The sequence below is a fragment of the Tenacibaculum tangerinum genome, assembly GCF_029853675.1.
GTDB classification, from domain to species: domain Bacteria; phylum Bacteroidota; class Bacteroidia; order Flavobacteriales; family Flavobacteriaceae; genus Polaribacter; species Polaribacter tangerinum_A.
Window position 1 is genome coordinate 1,537,509 of sequence record NZ_CP122539.1, and the last position, 18,887, is coordinate 1,556,395.

Below are 18,887 nucleotides of genomic sequence, written 5' to 3' on the forward strand. Positions count from 1 at the left end.
TACTTGTTAGTTCTTTGTTTCTTCTTTTACCAGTTCATCATCAAACAACATACGTACCGACGGCGTGTACGAATCGTCGTACTGCCCGCTTTTTACTGAAACAATAAATGCTATAAAGAAAATAACAGCCACTAGAATACTTAGTGTGAGTAGTAAATAAATAACGCTCATATTTTGCCTGATAATTATGATTCAAAGATAAATGTGAAGGTTTTCTTAAAACATGATATTTGTCATGTTTAAAAATTTCTCACAAAATTCAAAACACAGTTTGAAAGATACTAAAAACCAGTAGTATTGCAACCACTCTAAGCTGTTTTATTGTTAAAAACCAATTAACATTATTGATTGTAAGCACGTTACATACACAATAATTTTTCAATTCGTCATCCCACTCATAAGACTGCCATAAAAACTTCATGTTATTTCGTTTTTTCGCAGTGAAGGTTTCCTTTTTTTATCCTTTACGATAAACCTCGCTATTGTGTTGTTAACTGCTAAGTTCGAAGTCATAAGAAACAGATTTCTCAGTCGTTACCACTCCTTCGAAATGACTAGAATTTTATTTAAAATGCTCAAATGTCACTTCCTAACTCCTGACTCCTGACTCCTGACTCCTGACTATTAACTCCTAGTTTAAATTGTCATTGAAAACAACTTTGTTTCGGGTTGTTTTTCGTGTAATTTTTTATCGAATGCCATACAGATGTTTCGCACATAGGGTCTTGCTTTTTCTGGAACGGTTAGCTTTTCTCCTTCAATAAAAACCAAACCGTCGTCAATCATTTCGTCTAACTTTTCGATATGAGCTTCTACGTTTTCTATCTGCAACGAAGCCGATTCCCACGAAGTGGAAAAATGACACATAATGTTTAAGATATGTTTTCTGATGATTAAATCTTCTTCAGATAATATGTGCCCTCTAAACACAGGGATTTCTCCTTCGTTTACAATTTTTTCGTACTCTTTTACCGTTTTCACATTTTGTGCAAATCCGTACCAAGAATCAGAGATTGACGACATGCCTAACCCAACCATTAATTGTGTTTTGTTCGCAGTGTACCCCATAAAGTTACGGTGTAAGGTTTTCTCCTCAGTTGCTTTGTATAAACTATCGGTGGGTAGTGCAAAATGATCCATTCCTATTTCGATATACCCCATTTCTGCAAACAACTCTTTTCCTATTTCATACAACTCTCGTTTTTCTTCATTTTTTGGTAAATCGTCTTCGTTAAATCCGCGTTGCCCTACTCCTTTTACCCAGGGTACATGGGCATAACTGTAAAATGAAATTCTATCGGGTTGTAATTCTTTGGTTTTGTTAATGGTATCGATTACATTTTCTTTGGTTTGAAACGGAAGTCCGAATACCAAATCGTGACTAATCGATGTGTATCCTATTTCTTTTGCCCAAGTATGTACGTTTTGTACGTTTTCAAAAGGCTGTATTCGATGAATGGCTTCTTGTACTTTTAGATTGTAATCTTGTACGCCAAAACTCACTCTTGTAAATCCTACATCATATAGCGTTTGTAAGTGTTCTTTTGTCGTATTGTTTGGATGTCCTTCAAAACTGAATTCGTGTTCAGGGTGTTTTTGTGCATGGAGAAAAATTCCGTCTATTAATCGTTTCAATTGTTCTTCAGAAAAGAATGTTGGGGTTCCTCCTCCTAAATGAATTTCTTTTATTATCGGTGTTTCATCTACCAAATCTACATACAATTGCCATTCTTTTAAAACGGTTTCTATATACGGATTTTCCATTTCATGGCGTTTTGTTATGTGTTTGTGGCAGGCACAAAACGTACACAAACTCTCGCAAAATGGTAAATGAATGTACAAGCTGATTCCTTCTGAAGAATTACTTTCTATAAACGATTGTTTAAACGTTTGTATCCATTTTTCTTTTGAAAAGGTATCATTATCCCAATACGGAACGGTTGGATAACTTGTATATCTTGGCCCTGGAATGTTGTATTTTTGAATAAGTGAATTCATGTCTTTGTTTTTGCGCATTGTTAAGACCTCTCATCTGCATTTGAGGTGACATTAAGCCAATTCTAATGCGATTTCTATCATTTCTTTAAAGGTTTGTTCTCTTTCATCGGCAGTCGTTCTTTCTCCTGTAACCAAACTATCTGAGATGGTTAAAATAGATAATGCCTGGACGTTGTTTTTCGCTGCTACTGTATACAATCCGTTGGTTTCCATCTCTACACAAAGCACCCCATAGGCTGCCCATTTTTTATAGCTTTCAAACTCATCGGCATAAAATTCATCTGAACTCAACACATTCCCTGCTTTTAATGAGATTCCTTTTCTTTTGGCAGCGTCGATTGCTTTTAAGAACAATTCAAAACTTGCTGTTGGGGCATAATCGGCACCGTGAAAGCGCTTCGTATTCAATCCGGAATTTGTGGAAGCTGCCATGGCAATAACGATATCGCGGATTTTAACTTCTTTTTGATACGATCCGGCAGTACCTACTCTTATTAAATTTTTTACGCCGTATTCGGTAATTAATTCGTGTGTATAAATTAACGTAGAAGGAATTCCCATTCCTGTTCCTTGTACTGAAATTCGTTTTCCTTGATAGGTTCCTGTAAATCCTAACATACCACGAACATCGTTATAACAAACTGGGTTTTCTAAAAATGTTTCGGCTATCCATTTGGCCCGCATAGGGTCTCCTGGTAATAAAACAGTTTCTGCTATTTCTCCGTTTTTTGCTCCTATATGTACACTCATATTTTTTGTCGTTGGATAATTTTAAAATTTGTCTCTTGTCTCTTGTCTCTTGGCTCTTGGTTCTTGGCTATTGGCTATTGGCTATTGGCTATTGGCTATTGGCTATTGGCTAAAAATACATTTGTTTTATCAGTACTCATTTTTGTTTGAAATACCACTTGTTACTAACGCTACTCCTGAAGAGGTTCCTAAGCGTGTAACACCCTTCTCTATATATTGTAGCGCTGTTTGGATATCTCTAATGCCCCCTGCCGCTTTTATCTGGGCTTTACCATCTACAACGCTATCCATAATCATAACGTCTTCAAAAGTGGCGCCCCCCGTACCAAACCCTGTAGATGTTTTTACAAAATCAGCTCCTGATTCTACAGCTAATTGACTTACTGTTTTTATTTGTTGTTTCGATAGGTAACAGTTTTCAAAAATCACTTTTAAAATCTTTTCTCCTATTGCTTCTTTTATTGAGCGAATTTCTTTTTCTACATAATTCTCATCGCCTGCTAACAACTTACCAATATTGATAACCATATCAATTTCTGAAGCACCATTTTTTATACACTCTTTGGCTTCAAAAACTTTGGCTTTGGTTGTCATTGCTCCTAAAGGAAATCCTATTACGGCTGCTACTTTTACCTCTGTCCCTTCTAACTCTTTGGCTGCCAACTCTACATAACACCCGTTTACACAAACTGCATAAAAGTTATATTCTTTGGCTTCCTCACATAGTTTTACGATCTCGGCTTTTGTTGCTGTAGCTTTTAGTAACGTATGATCGATGTATTTATTAATATTCATAATTATACTTCTTTTACTCTTTTTAACGTATCTAATTTTGATAATGATAACCGTACGATGCTTTCTTCAGTAGCTGTTAGATTATGTACTACTTGTGGTTTTAATGAAATGATATCTCCAGTAACTATTTGTTTTACTTCTCCTGCGACTCCAAAATCGATAGCTCCTTTTACTATTTGAACAATGATTGCAAATGGGGCTTGGTGATCTTCCATAGTTTGCCCTTTTTTGAATACCACTCGTATTTCTTTTGAGAACTCTGTATCTAATACTAAAGACACTGCTGGTTTGAGTTCATTAAATTTTATATCTTCTAAAAATGAGGCTACTTGCATAATTTTTATTTTATTTTTCTACCTAACATGTTGGTTGCTATGGTGGTAAACACGACTACACTAATTGAACTGAGCGGCATTAAAATGGCTGCTATTACTGGCATTAACTGTCCTGTTACTGCGAAATAAAGTCCCACAACATTGTATAGTAACGATAATAAAAAGCAATACTTTATGATTTGTATCGATTTTTGTGATGCTTTGATATAACTTCCTATCTCACTAAATTTTGTGGCGTCTAAAATGGCATCGCAAGCAGGCGAAAATACGTTGATATTTTCTGATAATGCAACTCCTACATTACTTTGTGCTAAGGCGCCTGCATCGTTTAATCCGTCTCCAACCATCAATACACTTTCTCCGCGCTCTTGTAGCGTTTCGACATAGTGTAGTTTATCTTGTGGCTTTTGATTGAATAAGAATGTTGTTTCTTTAGGTAATAATTCTTTTAAAAAAGTTTTCTCTCCTTCATTGTCTCCCGAAACTACTGATAGTTCATAGTTTTTATTCAAATTAGAGAATAGGTTTTTTACTCCTTTTCTATAAGCATTTTTAAATACGAATTTTCCTTTATACTCGTCGTTGACACTAATGTGTACGGACGTATCTAAGTTGGCTTGTTCTTTTGCATTTGCTACAAAAGAAGACGAACCTATTTTTAATCTTGTTTGTTGATAGCTTGTTTCAATTCCTTTTCCTACATATTCTTGATAAGCATCAACTGGTAACATTTCTTCTTGTAAAGAAGCATACAACATTCTGCTTAATGGGTGGTTTGATGATCTTAAAGAACTTTTTAAAATGGACTTTTGAGTTGTATTTAGTTCTTCGCCTTCATAGGTTATGGTATTTTCTTTATTGGTAGTAAGGGTACCTGTTTTATCAAAAATAACTGAATTTACTGCTGCCAATTGTTCTACTACAGTCGCATTTTTTAAATAAAACTTCTTTCGTCCAAAAATTCGCAGGATATTTCCTAAGGTAAATGGTGCTGCCAAGGCTATTGCACAGGGGCATGCAATAATTAATACCGAGGTAAATACATTTAATGCTGCGCTTGAATCGTAGTACAACCAGAAGGCTGTAGATACAAACGCTATGGACAGTACTATGATGGTAAAGTTTTTACTTATTTTATCGGTTAAGGTTTTAAATGATGAATTTTTATCTTTTTGAAATACATCGTTGCTCCATAACTGTGTTAAGTAACTTTGTGAAACTGAAGTTAGCACTTCCATTTCTATACTTCCTGACAGTTGCTTTCCTCCTGCAAATAGCTTATCGCCCGATTTTTTCGTAACGGGTACCGCTTCGCCTGTAACAAAACTGTAATCTATTTTTGCTTCTCCGTTTATTAAAATTCCATCAACAGGAATTAATTCTTGATTTCTAATTAACAGCCTGTCTCCTTTCGTAACATCATAAAGTTGTATGTTTTCTTCTTTTTTATCGGAAGTTATTTTGGTAACTGCAATAGGGAAGTACGATTTGTAATCACGTTCAAATGACAGGAAGTTATAGGTTTTTTGCTGAAAAAATTTCCCTAATAATAAAAAGAACACCAACCCTGTTAAACTATCAAAAAAGCCTGTTCCTAAATCTAACACAATTTCTGCGGTACTACGCACAAAAAGCACTAAGATTCCTAAGGCAATAGGAACATCGATATTCAATATTTTTGAACGTAGTCCTTTGTATGCAGAAATAAAATAGTCTTGCCCCGCATAAAAAACCACAGGCAACGAAAATATAAACATTAACCAGCGAAAGATGCCTTTGTATTGTTCTAACCAATATTCTGATACTTCAAAATACTCGGGAAAAGATAAAAACATCACATTTCCAAAGGCAAAACCTGCTATTCCTAATTTGTAGATTAAACTACGGTCTATTTTCTTCTTCCCTACCTCATAATCCTCTAAACTAATATAAGGCTCGTACCCAATAGAACTTAGCAATAGTACTATTTCTTTGAGCGAGGTTTTTTCAGAATTATAAGTAATTCGTACGGTTTTCTTCGGAAAATTAACTTGTGATGAAGATACATATTCCTGTAGTTTATGTAAGTTTTCTAAAACCCAAATACATGAGCTACAGTGTATATGCGGAATGTATAAATTAACAACTTGAATATTGCCATCGTTAAACTCTACTAACTTGTCTACAATAGCCTCATTATCTAAGAAATCATATTTTCCTTTTATCTCTTCGGGGATGGCTCCTGGATTGCTTTGAAAATCGTAATAACAAGTTAAATCGTTCTCTGAAAAAATTTCAAAAACCGTTTTACATCCATTACAACAGAAAAATTTATCCTCTATTGTATTTTTTTTTGTATCGCACTCGTTACCACAATGAAAACATGTTGTGCTTTCCATATTTACTCTTTTGCCTGGCACAAATATCTAATAAGATATTATATTAAAACATGATAATTGTCAGCTTTTATGTATCTTTGAACAGTTAAAAAAGGCATATTTATGAGCAAGTGTGAACAATGCATCGTTCGGGAATTCAATTCTTTAAAAGCTTTGACTAAAGAGGAATTGATTAGGGTGACGGGATGTAAAACTTCAAAAATAGTAAAAAAAGGAGAAGTACTTTTTGATGAAGGTGAATACATTAATGGTATTTTTTGTGTTAAAGATGGCGTTTGTAAAGTTTCTAAAATGAGTGATAATGGTCGAGATCAAATTATTCATTTAATTAAAAAAGGAGATATCATAGGCGAACGCAGTTTAATAAACAATGAGGCTTCTAATTTAAAAGCCATCGCAGTAAATGACATGGAAGTTTGTTTTATTCCTAAGGAAGAAATTCTTAGAGATTTAGAGAACAACGCTAGTTTCTCTATGGATATTTTAAAGAAAATGGCAAATTCTTTGAAGGAAGCAGATGATGTTATTGTTGATATGGCTCAAAAAACAGTAAAACAACGTTTAGCTGCCACGCTATTGTTGTTAGATGCTAAGTTTGATAAAAATGAAAATGGCTCTATGAATATTTCCTTATCAAGAGAAGACATTGCCAATATTATTGGCACGGCTACCGAAAGTGCCATTCGCTTGCTATCTGAATTTAAAAAGAAAAAACTTATTGACTTAAAAGGGAAAGAAATTTTTATTAATGATATAAAAGCATTAAGAGAACTTTCGGAAGGTTTTTAAGCTTAGCCTATACAAATAAATAAAAAAAATCGTCTAAATAAATTAGACGATTTTTTTTATGCTTCACCTGTGGTTCCTCCAAAATTCATTGGAATTGGTGGTTGTTCATAATCTTTTATTTCACCGTGTGCTTGTTCGAACTTACGAATGTTATCTGCCAATGCTTTTGACAAACGCTTCGCATGCTGTGGTGTTAAGATAATTCTTGATTTTACTTTTGCTTTGGGAACACCTGGCATAATATTGATGAAATCTACTATAAACTCTGAAACAGAGTGATTTATAATAGCTAAATTACTATAGGTTCCTTCTGCTACTTCCTGATCTAATTCTATATTTAATTGTGGTTCTTTATTTTCTGCCATAATCGTATGTTTTTTAATAGTTATATCAAGTAATTGTTAAAGAAAAAGTTGAATTGCATCGGTAAATAAATTACGTTAACAATCCAACTTTTAAACATTGAAACGATTAAATTTTAATCTATAAACTTTGCTCTATTTCATCTTTAGGTCCGACGATGATGTCTTCATAAGCTCTCATTCCTGTACCTGCTGGTATACGTTTACCTACAATTACATTTTCTTTCAATCCTTCTAAATGATCAACTTTACCGTTTACAGCGGCTTCGTTTAATACTTTAGTAGTTTCTTGGAACGATGCAGCCGAGATAAATGACTTCGTTTGTAACGATGCTCTTGTAATACCTTGCAATACTTGCTCGGCTGTTGCTGGTTGAGCATCACGTGCTACTACTAAGTTTTTATCTTCTCTACGTAATAAAGAATTTTCATCTCTTAACTGTCTCGCCGTAACTATTTGTCCTGCTTTTAAGTTAGTAGAATCTCCTGAATCTTCAATAACTTTCATTCCGTAAACTTCGTCGTTTTCTTTGATGAAGTCAGTTTTATGAACTAATTGATTTTCCAAGAATAAGGTATCACCTGAATCAATAATTCTTACTTTACGCATCATTTGACGTACAACTACCTCGAAATGCTTATCATTAATCTTCACCCCTTGTAAACGATATACTTCTTGAATTTCGTTTACTAAGTACTCTTGTACTGCTGAAGGTCCTTTGATATTTAAGATATCGATAGGCGTAATAGCTCCGTCAGACAATGGCATTCCTGCTTTGATAAAGTCGTTTTCTTGAACTAAGATTTGGTTCGATAATTTAATTAAGTATTTCTTAACATCACCAGTCTTAGATTCGATAATAATTTCACGATTACCACGCTTAATTTTACCAAATGAAACTACTCCATCAATTTCTGCTACTACCGCTGGATTAGAAGGGTTACGTGCTTCAAATAATTCTGTTACACGTGGTAAACCTCCTGTAATATCTCCTGCTTTACCAGACTTACGAGGAATTTTTACTAATGTTTTACCAGTTTCAACTTTATCTCCATCATTTACAATTAAGTGAGCGCCTACAGGTAAACTGTATGAACGCAATGCATTTCCATCAGCATCTTCAATAATTAAAGAAGGAATAATTTTCTTGTTTTTAGAATCGGTAATTACTTTTTCTTGCTTACCTGTTTGTTCGTCAATTTCTACAGAGTAATTGATTCCTTGCTCTAAATTGTCAAACTTTACTTTTCCTTCAAACTCCGATACAATAACTCCGTTAAATGGATCCCATTGACAAACTACCTGTCCTTTTTTAATCGTCTTTCGATCTTTATCAAAAATAATAGAACCGTAAGGAATAATATTCGTGCTTAAGGTAATGTTCGTTTTCTTATCTATAATTTTAATTTCTGCAGTACGAGAAATTACGATGTCTACTTCAGTTCCTTCGTTGTCTTTTCCTTTAACTGTTCTTAAATCATCGATAGCTACGTTTCCGTCGAACCTCGCTATGAGTTTATTTTCTTCGGAAATGTTACCTGCAACCCCACCAACGTGGAACGTACGTAAGGTTAACTGAGTACCTGGTTCTCCAATCGACTGTGCAGCAATTACACCCACAGCTTCACCTCTTTGAACTTTTTTACCAGTTGATAAACTCTGTCCGTAACATTTTTCACAGATTCCTTTTTCAGACTCACATGTTAATGCCGAACGTACTTCTACTTTATCGATTCCTGAAGCATCTATTTTATCTGCTAAAACTGGAGTAATTAACTCTCCTGCTTCTACTAACAATTCATCAGAAGAAGGTGCATACACATCATATAGTGCGGTACGTCCTGCAATTCTTTCACTTAAAGATTCAACGATTTCATCATTCTTCTTTAATGCAGAAACTTCTAATCCTCTTAAGGTACCACAATCTTCTTCGTTTACAATAACATCTTGAGATACATCTACCAAACGACGTGTTAAATACCCTGCATCGGCAGTTTTTAATGCGGTATCGGCAAGACCTTTACGTGCACCGTGCGTTGAGATAAAGTATTCTAAAATTGATAACCCTTCTTTAAAGTTTGATAAAATTGGGTTTTCAATAATCTCTCCACCTCCGGCAGTCGATTTTTTAGGTTTCGCCATTAATCCACGCATACCTGTTAACTGACGAATCTGTTCTTTCGATCCACGGGCTCCAGAATCTAACATCATAAATACCGAGTTAAATCCTTGTTGGTCTTCACGTAAACGTTTCATAGATAATTCAGTTAATCGGTTGTTGGTAGAACCCCAAACATCAATTACCTGATTGTAACGTTCTTTCTGTGTTAACATACCCATGTTATAGTTCATAACGATTACGTCTACCTCTTTATTAGCTTCGGCAATCATGCTATGTTTTTCTTCTGGGATAATGATATCTCCTAATGAGAATGATAAACCACCTTGGAAGGCAAATTTATATCCCATTCCTTTGATATCATCTAAGAATTTTCCTATTGATGGAATATCGGTTACTTTTAAGATATTACCAATAATTCCACGCAACGATTTTTTAGTTAATACCTCATTGATATATCCTGCTTGCTCTGGTACTACTTCGTTGAATAATACTCTACCTACCGTAGTTTCAATTAATTGGGTTACTAACTCTCCGTTTTCGTTAAAGTCTTTCGTTCTTACTTTTACTCCTGCATTTAAGTCTACTTTACCTTCGTTGTAAGCAATCGTTACTTCTTCTGGAGAATAAAAAGTTAATCCTTCTCCTTTAATAGGAACTTCTGGAGTTGACTTTCTTTCTTTTGTCATGTAGTACAACCCTAAAACCATATCCTGTGAAGGTACCGTAATTGGTGCTCCGTTAGCAGGGTTTAAGATATTATGAGAAGCTAGCATTAATAATTGTGCTTCTAGAATAGCTTCTGGTCCTAATGGTAAGTGAACCGCCATTTGATCTCCATCGAAATCGGCGTTGAATGCCGTACATACTAATGGGTGTAAACGAATTGCTTTTCCTTCAATTAATTTTGGTTGGAAAGCTTGAATACCTAAACGGTGTAAGGTAGGAGCACGGTTTAATAAAACTGGGTGTCCTTTAATTACATTTTCTAAGATATCCCAAACAACAGGTTCTTTTCTATCAATTATTTTCTTTGCAGATTTTACTGTCTTAACAATTCCTCTTTCGATTAATTTACGAATAACAAAAGGTTTGTATAATTCAGCCGCCATGTCTTTTGGCAATCCACATTCGTATAATTTTAACTCTGGTCCAACAACAATTACCGAACGTGCAGAATAATCAACACGCTTACCTAATAAGTTTTGACGGAAACGTCCTTGTTTTCCTTTTAAACTATCAGATAATGATTTTAACGGTCTGTTAGACTCTGTTTTTACTGCTGAAGATTTACGTGTGTTGTCAAATAATGAATCTACCGATTCTTGTAACATACGCTTTTCGTTACGTAAAATTACTTCTGGTGCTTTAATTTCCATCAATCGCTTTAAACGATTGTTACGGATAATTACACGACGGTATAAATCATTTAAGTCTGATGTTGCGAAACGACCTCCATCTAATGGTACTAATGGACGTAATTCTGGTGGAATTACCGGAATTACTTTCATAATCATCCATTCTGGATTGTTCTCTCTATTTTGTTGAGATTCTCTAAATGCTTCAACAACATTTAAACGTTTTAAGGCTTCGTTTTTACGTTGTTTTGAAGTTTCGGTATTGGCTTTGTGTCGTAACTCGTATGATAAAGCGTCTAAGTCGATTCTTTGTAATAAATCGATTAAACATTCTGCTCCCATTTTAGCAATGAACTTATTAGGGTCAGAATCTTCTAAGTACATATTTTCTTGTGGAAGTTCATCTAGAATATCTAAATATTCTTCCTCAGTTAAGAAATCCATTTTTTGTAATGGCTCTCCTTCGGCATTTTTAGCAATACCTGGTTGAATTACTACGTAACGCTCGTAGTAAATAATCATGTCTAACTTCTTAGAGGGCAACCCTAAAAGGTATCCCATTTTGTTAGGCAATGATCTAAAGTACCAAATATGTGCTACTGGTACTACTAGGTTAATGTGTCCTACTCTATCTCTACGTACTTTTTTCTCAGTAACTTCAACACCACAACGGTCACAAACGATACCTTTATATCGAATTCTTTTATATTTACCACACGCACACTCATAGTCTTTTACAGGACCGAAGATACGCTCACAAAACAACCCATCTCTTTCTGGTTTGTGTGTACGGTAGTTAATAGTTTCTGGTTTTAACACCTCTCCTTTAGAAGCCTCTAAAATAGACTCGGGTGATGCTAAACCTATTGAAATTTTGTTAAACTTCTTAACAGTGTATTTTTCGTTTTTTCTTGCCATGATAATGGATTCGAATTAAAAATAAATGTCTTTTAAAAAGACTGATATTGAAAAAATGATTTGCCTCAGAGTTTTCACTCTGAGACATTTCACTGTGATTATTCTTCTAACTTAACGTCTAATCCTAAACCTTTAAGTTCGTGCATTAATACGTTGAAAGATTCTGGTAAGCCTGGTTCTGGCATTGCTTCTCCTTTAACGATAGATTCGTAAGTTTTAGCTCTACCTAATACATCATCAGACTTCACAGTTAAGATTTCACGTAAGATACTTGATGCACCGTAGGCTTCCAATGCCCATACCTCCATCTCACCAAAACGCTGACCTCCAAACTGAGCTTTACCTCCTAATGGTTGTTGTGTAATTAATGAGTAAGGTCCGATAGAACGTGCGTGCATCTTATCTTCAATCATGTGACCTAACTTAATCATATAAATTACTCCTACAGTTGCTGGCTGGTCGAAACGCTGACCTGTACCACCGTCATATAAATAAGTATGCCCGTAACGTGGTATTCCTGCTTCGTCTGTTAATTTATTGATTTCATCAATTTTTGCTCCATCAAAGATAGGTGTCGCATATTTTTGACCTAATTTTTGACCTGCCCATCCAAGAACAGTTTCATAAATCTGACCAATATTCATACGAGATGGTACCCCTAATGGGTTTAACACGATATCTACAGGTGTTCCGTCTTCTAAGAAAGGCATATCTTCTTGACGTACGATACGTGCAACAATACCTTTGTTTCCGTGACGCCCTGCCATCTTATCTCCTACTTTTAACTTACGTTTCTTCGCAACGTAAATTTTAGCTAGCTTTAAAATTCCTGCTGGTAGTTCGTCTCCTACAGAAATTGTGAATTTCTCACGACGTAAAACTCCTTGTAAATCGTTTACTTTAATCTTATAGTTATGAACTAGCTCTACAACTAATTGATTTAGGTCTTTATCGGTAGTCCAAGTACCACTTAAATGTGTAAAATCTTCAACAGAATTTAACATTTTTTGTGTGAACTTTTTTCCTTTTGGTAATACTTCTTCTCCAAGGTCGTTGTATACTCCTTGTGAAGTTTTACCTGATACTAAGTTGAATAATTTTTCAACTAATACCTCTTTTAACGAGTCGAATTTAGATACATAAGACGCTTCTAAAGTTGCAATTGCTTCTTTATCACGAGCACGCTTATTCTTATCTTTTACAGCACGTTTAAATAGTTTTTTATTGATTACAACACCTCTTAATGATGGAGAAGCTTTTAATGATGCATCTTTTACATCACCCGCTTTATCACCAAAGATAGCACGTAATAATTTTTCTTCAGGAGTTGGGTCAGACTCTCCTTTTGGTGTAATCTTACCAATTAAGATATCACCTGGATTTACTTCTGCTCCAATGCGAATCATTCCGTTTTCATCTAAGTCTTTAGTAGCCTCTTCTGAAACGTTAGGAATATCGTTGGTTAACTCTTCTGCTCCTAGTTTTGTATCACGTACATCTAACGAGTATTCATCGATATGAATAGAGGTAAAGATATCTTCACGAACTACTTTTTCAGAAATCACAATCGCATCCTCGAAGTTATACCCTTTCCAAGGCATAAAGGCTACTTTCATGTTTCTACCTAAAGCTAATTCTCCTTTTTGTGTTGCATATCCTTCACAAAGTACTTGTCCTTCTTCAACTCTATCTCCTACTTTTACAATAGGTTTTAGGTTGATGTTTGTACCTTGGTTGGTTTTTCTAAACTTAATTAAGTCATACGATTTTTCATCAGAATCAAAACTTACAATGCGCTCTTCTTCTGTTCTGTCGTACTTGATAGTAATTCTGTTGGCATCTACATACTCAACAACTCCAGCTCCTTCAGCATTGATTAAGATACGAGAGTCTTTTGCTACTCTACGCTCTAAACCAGTACCTACAATTGGAGATTCTGGACGCAATAATGGAACGGCTTGACGCATCATGTTTGATCCCATCAGTGCACGGTTCGCATCATCGTGTTCTAAGAAAGGAATTAGCGATGCCGAAATTGATGCAATTTGGTTTGGAGCGACGTCCATATAATTAATTGCTTCTGGGCTCTCTACTGGGAAATCTCCTTCTTCACGAGCGATAACTCTATCACTTTCTATCTTTCCATCGTTAGCAACTGGTAAGTTAGATTGTGCAATCTTCATTCCTTCTTCCTCTTCTGCACTTAAATATATCGGTTCTTCGTCTAAGACTGTTCCTTCTTCTACTTTCTTATAAGGAGTTTCGATGAATCCCATGTTGTTTACTTTCGCATAAACAGCTAAAGAAGAAATCAATCCAATGTTTGGTCCTTCAGGTGTTTCAATCGGACATAAACGACCGTAGTGTGTATAGTGAACGTCACGCACCTCGAAACCTGCTCTCTCACGTGATAAACCTCCTGGTCCTAAAGCTGATAAACGACGCTTATGGGTAATCTCTGCTAATGGATTGGTTTGGTCCATGAACTGAGATAACTGGTTGGTTCCAAAGAAAGAGTTAATTACTGAAGATAAGGTCTTCGCATTAATTAAGTCGATTGGCGTAAATACTTCGTTATCACGAACATTCATTCTTTCACGAATGGTACGTGCCATACGTGCTAAACCTACACCGAATTGACCTGCTAATTGCTCTCCTACAGTTCTAACACGACGGTTAGATAAGTGGTCGATATCATCTACTTCTGCTTTTGAATTGATTAACTCAATTAAGTACTTAATGATAGTAATGATATCGTTCTTCGTTAATACTTTTTGGTCTAAATCTTCATCTAAACCAAGTTTTGTATTCATTCTAAAACGTCCTACTTCTCCTAAGCTATAACGTTGTTCAGAGAAGAATAATTTTTCAATAATTCCTCTTGCTGTTTCCTCGTCTGGCGGTTCGGCATTACGTAATTGTCTATATACATGCTCTACAGCTTCTTTTTCAGAGTTTGTAGGGTCTTTTTGTAATGTATTGTGAATAATGGCGTAATCTGCTTGCTGGTTGTCTTCTTTGTGTAATAACACCGTTTTAGCACCTGCTTCGATTATTTCATCAATGTGTTCTTTTTCTATGATGGTATCACGGTCAAAGATTATTTCGTTACGCTCAATCGATACCACTTCTCCTGTATCTTCGTCTACGAAATCTTCATGCCAAGTTTTTAATACTCTTGCCGCTAATTTACGCCCTAATACCTTTTTTAATCCAGCTTTTGAAACTTTTACTTCTTCTGCTAAATCAAATATTTCTAAAATATCTTTATCTCTTTCAAAACCTATGGCTCTGAATAACGTTGTTACTGGTAATTTTTTCTTTCTATCAATATAGGCATACATTACCTGATTGATATCGGTAGCAAATTCAATCCATGAACCTTTAAATGGAATTACTCTTGCAGAGTATAATTTGGTTCCGTTAGCGTGGAATGATTGCCCAAAAAACACACCTGGTGAACGGTGTAATTGCGATACCACAACTCTTTCTGCACCATTAATAATAAAGGTACCTGAGTTTGTCATATACGGAATTGTACCTAGATACACATCTTGAACAATAGTTTCAAAATCTTCGTGTTCTGGATCGGTACAATATAATTTTAAACGTGCTTTTAGAGGTACACTATGCGTTAATCCACGTTCTATACATTCTTGGATGCTGTATCTTGGCGGGTCTACAAAGTAGTCTAAAAATTCTAATACAAATTGATTACGCGTGTCTGTAATCGGGAAGTTATCCATGAAAGTTTTATACAAACCTTCTTCTCCTCGCTCTTCCGCTTTGGTTTGCAATTGAAAAAAATCTTGGAAAGATTTTACCTGTATATCTAGAAAATCTGGATAATCAGCTCCTAACTGCGATGAAGCGAAGTTAATTCTTTCAGTAGTGTTTGTCGTTGCCAAAAGAGATGCTATTTTTAATTAAAAATATTATTTTTGAAACTAACTTGTTTCAATACTGCAATTTTAATTGCTTTTACTGATTAAAAATCAGCCCTTTATAATCGTAAACTCACAATATAAAAAATTGTGAAAATAAAGAACGAATATATACGCAAAATGGTTTAGGCCTAAAAACCGTAATTTTTAGTACCTAAACCTTTATTGTTTTTTCCCGTTTTTAAATTCGGGAGTATAGCTTACTTAAGCTCTACTTCAGCTCCTGCTTCTTCTAAAGAACTCTTAAGACCTTCAGCCTCGTCTTTAGATACTCCTTCTTTGATTGGAGCTGGTGCGCTATCTACAATACCTTTAGCGTCTTTTAATCCTAATCCAGTTAATTCTTTAACTAACTTTACAACTGCTAATTTAGAAGCACCTGCTGCTTTTAAGATTACATCAAACTCAGTTTTTTCTTCTGCTGCATCACCTCCACCTGCTACTGGTCCTGCTACTGCTACTGCAGCTGCCGCTGGCTCAATACCATACTCTTCTTTTAAAATATCAGCTAATTCATTAACTTCTTTTACTGTTAAGTTAACTAATTGTTCTGCGAAATCTTTTAAATCTGCCATTTTAATTGTTTTTAAAAATTTTATTTATTTAGTTTATTAGTGCGCGTACTTATTTTTCTGATAATGTTTTTAAGATACCTGATAACTTACCACCACCTGATTGTAATGCTGAAACAACATTCTTAGCAGGAGATTGTAATAAGGTAATAATATCTCCAATAAGTTCTTCTTTAGACTTGATGTTTACAAGTGCATCTAGCTGGTCGTCTCCAACATATACTGCCTCTTCAACATACGCTCCTTTTAATAAAGGACGGTCTTTTGATTTTTTTCTGAACTCTTTGATTACTTTTGCTGGTGCATTTGCTGTCTCAGCAATTAACATTGAAGTATTTCCTTTTAATACCTCTGGTAACTCTCCAAAGTCTTTATCAGAAGCTTCCATTGCTTTTGAAAGCAATGTATTCTTTACAACAGCCAATTGTACGTTTGCTTTAAAACAAGCTCTACGTAAGTTCGATGTAGTCGCCGCATCTAAACCAGAAATGTCTGCTAAATAGATGGTGCTTGTATCTGCTAATTGTGCTGTTAAATCTTGTATTACCTGTGATTTTTCCTCTCTAGTCATAATTAAAAAGTTTTAACTGCCTTACGATACAGATTTTACATCTACAGCAACACTAGGACTCATCGTAGAAGACATAAAAATACTCTTAATGTATGTTCCTTTGGCCGCTGTTGGCTTTAATTTAATTAATGTTTGAATTAACTCATTTGCATTTTCTGTAATCTTCGTAGCATCGAAAGATGCTTTTCCGATTGCAGCGTGTACAATACCAGTTTTATCTACTTTAAAGTCGATTTTACCAGCTTTTACTTCTTGTACTGCTTTTGCAACATCCATAGTTACTGTACCAGTTTTTGGGTTAGGCATTAAGCCACGAGGACCTAATATACGTCCTAACGGACCTAATTTACCCATTACACTAGGCATAGTAATAATAACGTCAACATCAGTCCAACCTCCTTTAATTTTTTGAAGGTACTCGTCTAATCCAACATAATCTGCACCCGCTTCTTTAGCTTCTGCTTCTTTATCTGGAGTAACTAATGCTAAAACTTTTACATCTTTACCAGTTCCGTGAGGTAATGTTACCACTCCACGTACCATTTGATTTGCTTTACGAGGATCTACTCCTAAACGTACCGCTAAATCTACAGATGCATCAAACTTTACGTTTGTTATATCTTTAACTAAAGCTGATGCTTCACTTAAATTATAAACTTTAGAGCTATCTATTTTAGCACGAGCCTCTTTTTGTTTTTTAGTCAATCTTGCCATTTTCTAAATCTCTTTTAAGTTTATGCAGGAGCATCACCTGTTACTGTTAATCCCATAGAACGAGCTGTTCCAGCGATCATTCTCATTGCAGAGGCTACTTCAAAGGCATTCATATCTACCATTTTGTCTTCTGCAATTCCACGAATTTGATCCCAAGAAACGCTTGCTACTTTTTTCCTATTAGGTTCACCAGAACCTTTCTTAATTTTGGCCGCTTCTAATAATTGTACTGCAGCTGGTGGTGTTTTAACAACAAAATCGAACGATTTGTCTTTATACACTGTAATCACCACAGGTAATACTTTACCTTGCTTGTCCTGTGTACGAGCATTAAACTGCTTACAGAACTCCATGATGTTAACACCGGCAGCACCTAAAGCGGGTCCAACTGGTGGCGACGGATTCGCTGCACCTCCCCTAACTTGTAGTTTTACTAATTTACTTACTTCTTTTGCCATTGTTTAAGATTTAACGATGTGTTTAAATTGGAAGCTTAAACGCATCAAAATATAGGTGTAACAATTATATTTTTTCTACTTGCATGTAATTTAGTTCTAATGGAGTTTTTCTTCCGAAAATCTTAACCATTACTTCTAATTTACGTTTTTCTTCATTTACGTTTTCAACAGTTCCATCGAAACCATTGAAAGGACCGTCAATTACTTTTACAGTTTCTCCTACTGTATAAGGAATTGCGATATTTTCATCTTTAACAGAAAGTTCATCTACTTTACCTAACATCCTGTTTACTTCAGATTTACGCATTGGCACAGGGTCGCCTCCTTTTGTTTCACCTAAAAAACCGATAACCCCTGTTACTGATTTTATTACGTGAGGCACCTCTCCTGCTAAATTAGCTTCTACCATTACATAACCTGGAAAATAAACTCTTTCTCTGTTAATTTTTTTTCCATTTCTTATCTGAATAACTTTTTCTGTTGGAACAATTACTTGGCTCACATAATCTGACAACCCATGACGAGCAATCTCAGTCTCGATATAGGTTTTCACCTTATTTTCTTGACCTCCAATAGCCCTAACCACATACCACTTCATCACTGAATCAGCCATCATTAAAACAGTTTAAAGAAGTTATCCAATCCTGTTTGAAAAACCTTATCTATAGCTGCTACAACCAAAGCGAAGGCTACGGTAAATGCTGCAACTACTACTGTAGTTTTTTGAGCTTCTTCACGAGAAATCCAAGTCATATTGGTATTTAATTCTTCAAAAGAATCTTTAATGTATTGTATAAAGTTACTCATATTTTATCCTTTTAACGA

General features: G+C 35.1%; 16 protein-coding genes. 1 reads left to right on the forward strand and 15 read right to left on the reverse strand.

Translation table 11 applies throughout. The annotated features are described in order from the left end of the window. Nucleotides 1-6: 6 nt before the first annotated feature. From ccoS to P8625_RS06665, 6 genes are all read right to left on the reverse strand, one after another. Nucleotides 7-171, reverse strand: coding sequence for a cbb3-type cytochrome oxidase assembly protein CcoS (gene ccoS / locus P8625_RS06640; RefSeq protein WP_279652678.1), 165 nt, complete (start codon nt 169-171; stop codon nt 7-9). Nucleotides 172-636: 465 nt separating this feature from the next. Next, complete coding sequence (gene hemN, locus P8625_RS06645) at nt 637-1,998, reverse strand: oxygen-independent coproporphyrinogen III oxidase (protein ID WP_279652679.1); 1,362 nt, start codon at nt 1,996-1,998, stop codon at nt 637-639. Nucleotides 1,999-2,049: 51 nt separating this feature from the next. Then, entirely contained in the window at nt 2,050-2,748 is a 699-nt protein-coding gene (deoD, locus tag P8625_RS06650; protein WP_279652680.1) for a purine-nucleoside phosphorylase, read from the reverse strand. A gap of 129 nt (nt 2,749-2,877) precedes the next feature. Continuing rightward, the gene (deoC, locus tag P8625_RS06655) at nt 2,878-3,543 is read right to left on the reverse strand and encodes a deoxyribose-phosphate aldolase (RefSeq protein ID WP_279652681.1); all 666 of its coding nucleotides are present in this window, start codon (nt 3,541-3,543) and stop codon (nt 2,878-2,880) included. 2 nt (nt 3,544-3,545) lie between these two features. Then, complete coding sequence (locus tag P8625_RS06660) at nt 3,546-3,878, reverse strand: AraC family ligand binding domain-containing protein (RefSeq protein WP_279652682.1); 333 nt, start codon at nt 3,876-3,878, stop codon at nt 3,546-3,548. A 5-nt stretch (nt 3,879-3,883) separates the two neighbouring features. Continuing rightward, nucleotides 3,884-6,256, reverse strand: coding sequence for a heavy metal translocating P-type ATPase (locus tag P8625_RS06665; protein WP_279652683.1), 2,373 nt, complete (start codon nt 6,254-6,256; stop codon nt 3,884-3,886). 102 nt (nt 6,257-6,358) lie between these two features. On the opposite strand from P8625_RS06665, the gene P8625_RS06670 reads away from it, so the two are divergent. Continuing rightward, nucleotides 6,359-7,045 (forward strand): Crp/Fnr family transcriptional regulator, encoded by a 687-nt coding sequence (locus P8625_RS06670; protein ID WP_279652684.1) that lies wholly within the window; start codon nt 6,359-6,361, stop codon nt 7,043-7,045. A 56-nt stretch (nt 7,046-7,101) separates the two neighbouring features. Here the strand turns inward: P8625_RS06670 and P8625_RS06675 are convergent, their stop codons facing one another. The 9 genes from P8625_RS06675 to secE all read right to left on the reverse strand — a co-directional run bounded on the left by P8625_RS06675 (nt 7,102) and on the right by secE (nt 18,869). Continuing rightward, nucleotides 7,102-7,410 carry a DUF3467 domain-containing protein gene (locus P8625_RS06675; protein WP_279652685.1) on the reverse strand — a complete coding sequence of 103 codons (309 nt, stop codon included), beginning with the start codon at nt 7,408-7,410 and terminating at the stop codon, nt 7,102-7,104. Nucleotides 7,411-7,528: 118 nt separating this feature from the next. After that, nucleotides 7,529-11,803: a DNA-directed RNA polymerase subunit beta' gene (gene rpoC / locus P8625_RS06680; protein WP_279652686.1), complete on the reverse strand. Its 4,275-nt coding sequence runs from the start codon at nt 11,801-11,803 to the stop codon at nt 7,529-7,531. Nucleotides 11,804-11,901: 98 nt separating this feature from the next. Beyond that, a complete protein-coding gene (rpoB, locus tag P8625_RS06685; protein WP_279652687.1) occupies nt 11,902-15,711 on the reverse strand; it encodes a DNA-directed RNA polymerase subunit beta in 3,810 nt (1,269 codons plus the stop codon). Nucleotides 15,712-15,947: 236 nt separating this feature from the next. Beyond that, entirely contained in the window at nt 15,948-16,322 is a 375-nt protein-coding gene (gene rplL, locus P8625_RS06690) for a 50S ribosomal protein L7/L12 (protein ID WP_279652688.1), read from the reverse strand. Nucleotides 16,323-16,371: 49 nt separating this feature from the next. Continuing rightward, nucleotides 16,372-16,890 carry a 50S ribosomal protein L10 gene (gene rplJ / locus P8625_RS06695; protein WP_279652689.1) on the reverse strand — a complete coding sequence of 173 codons (519 nt, stop codon included), beginning with the start codon at nt 16,888-16,890 and terminating at the stop codon, nt 16,372-16,374. 21 nt (nt 16,891-16,911) lie between these two features. Beyond that, nucleotides 16,912-17,604, reverse strand: a complete 693-nt coding sequence (gene rplA, locus P8625_RS06700) for a 50S ribosomal protein L1 (protein ID WP_279652690.1) — start codon at nt 17,602-17,604, stop codon at nt 16,912-16,914. Between the two features lie 20 nt (nt 17,605-17,624). Then, on the reverse strand, nt 17,625-18,062 hold the full coding sequence (rplK, locus tag P8625_RS06705; RefSeq protein WP_279652691.1) for a 50S ribosomal protein L11: 438 nt from the start codon (nt 18,060-18,062) through the stop codon (nt 17,625-17,627). 64 nt (nt 18,063-18,126) lie between these two features. Further along, nucleotides 18,127-18,675: a transcription termination/antitermination protein NusG gene (gene nusG, locus P8625_RS06710; RefSeq protein WP_279652926.1), complete on the reverse strand. Its 549-nt coding sequence runs from the start codon at nt 18,673-18,675 to the stop codon at nt 18,127-18,129. A 2-nt stretch (nt 18,676-18,677) separates the two neighbouring features. Beyond that, nucleotides 18,678-18,869 carry a preprotein translocase subunit SecE gene (gene secE, locus P8625_RS06715; protein ID WP_279652692.1) on the reverse strand — a complete coding sequence of 64 codons (192 nt, stop codon included), beginning with the start codon at nt 18,867-18,869 and terminating at the stop codon, nt 18,678-18,680. Between the last annotated feature and the right edge of the window lie 18 nt (nt 18,870-18,887).

Excerpts from the sequence above, each read along its gene's own strand:
- P8625_RS06660 (WP_279652682.1), bottom strand. The coding sequence starts at position 3,878 with ATGCAAGTAGCCTCATTTTTAGAAGATATAAAATTTAATGAACTCAAA.
- rplA (WP_279652690.1), bottom strand. The coding sequence starts at position 17,604 with ATGGCAAGATTGACTAAAAAACAAAAAGAGGCTCGTGCTAAAATAGAT.
- nusG (WP_279652926.1), bottom strand. The coding sequence starts at position 18,675 with ATGGCTGATTCAGTGATGAAGTGGTATGTGGTTAGGGCTATTGGAGGT.
- hemN (WP_279652679.1), bottom strand. The coding sequence starts at position 1,998 with ATGAATTCACTTATTCAAAAATACAACATTCCAGGGCCAAGATATACA.
- deoC (WP_279652681.1), bottom strand. The coding sequence starts at position 3,543 with ATGAATATTAATAAATACATCGATCATACGTTACTAAAAGCTACAGCA.
- rplJ (WP_279652689.1), bottom strand. The coding sequence starts at position 16,890 with ATGACTAGAGAGGAAAAATCACAGGTAATACAAGATTTAACAGCACAA.
- rplK (WP_279652691.1), bottom strand. The coding sequence starts at position 18,062 with ATGGCAAAAGAAGTAAGTAAATTAGTAAAACTACAAGTTAGGGGAGGT.
- rplL (WP_279652688.1), bottom strand. The coding sequence starts at position 16,322 with ATGGCAGATTTAAAAGATTTCGCAGAACAATTAGTTAACTTAACAGTA.
- P8625_RS06675 (WP_279652685.1), bottom strand. The coding sequence starts at position 7,410 with ATGGCAGAAAATAAAGAACCACAATTAAATATAGAATTAGATCAGGAA.
- P8625_RS06670 (WP_279652684.1), top strand. The coding sequence starts at position 6,359 with ATGAGCAAGTGTGAACAATGCATCGTTCGGGAATTCAATTCTTTAAAA.
- ccoS (WP_279652678.1), bottom strand. The coding sequence starts at position 171 with ATGAGCGTTATTTATTTACTACTCACACTAAGTATTCTAGTGGCTGTT.
- deoD (WP_279652680.1), bottom strand. The coding sequence starts at position 2,748 with ATGAGTGTACATATAGGAGCAAAAAACGGAGAAATAGCAGAAACTGTT.
- P8625_RS06665 (WP_279652683.1), bottom strand. The coding sequence starts at position 6,256 with ATGGAAAGCACAACATGTTTTCATTGTGGTAACGAGTGCGATACAAAA.
- rpoC (WP_279652686.1), bottom strand. The coding sequence starts at position 11,803 with ATGGCAAGAAAAAACGAAAAATACACTGTTAAGAAGTTTAACAAAATT.
- secE (WP_279652692.1), bottom strand. The coding sequence starts at position 18,869 with ATGAGTAACTTTATACAATACATTAAAGATTCTTTTGAAGAATTAAAT.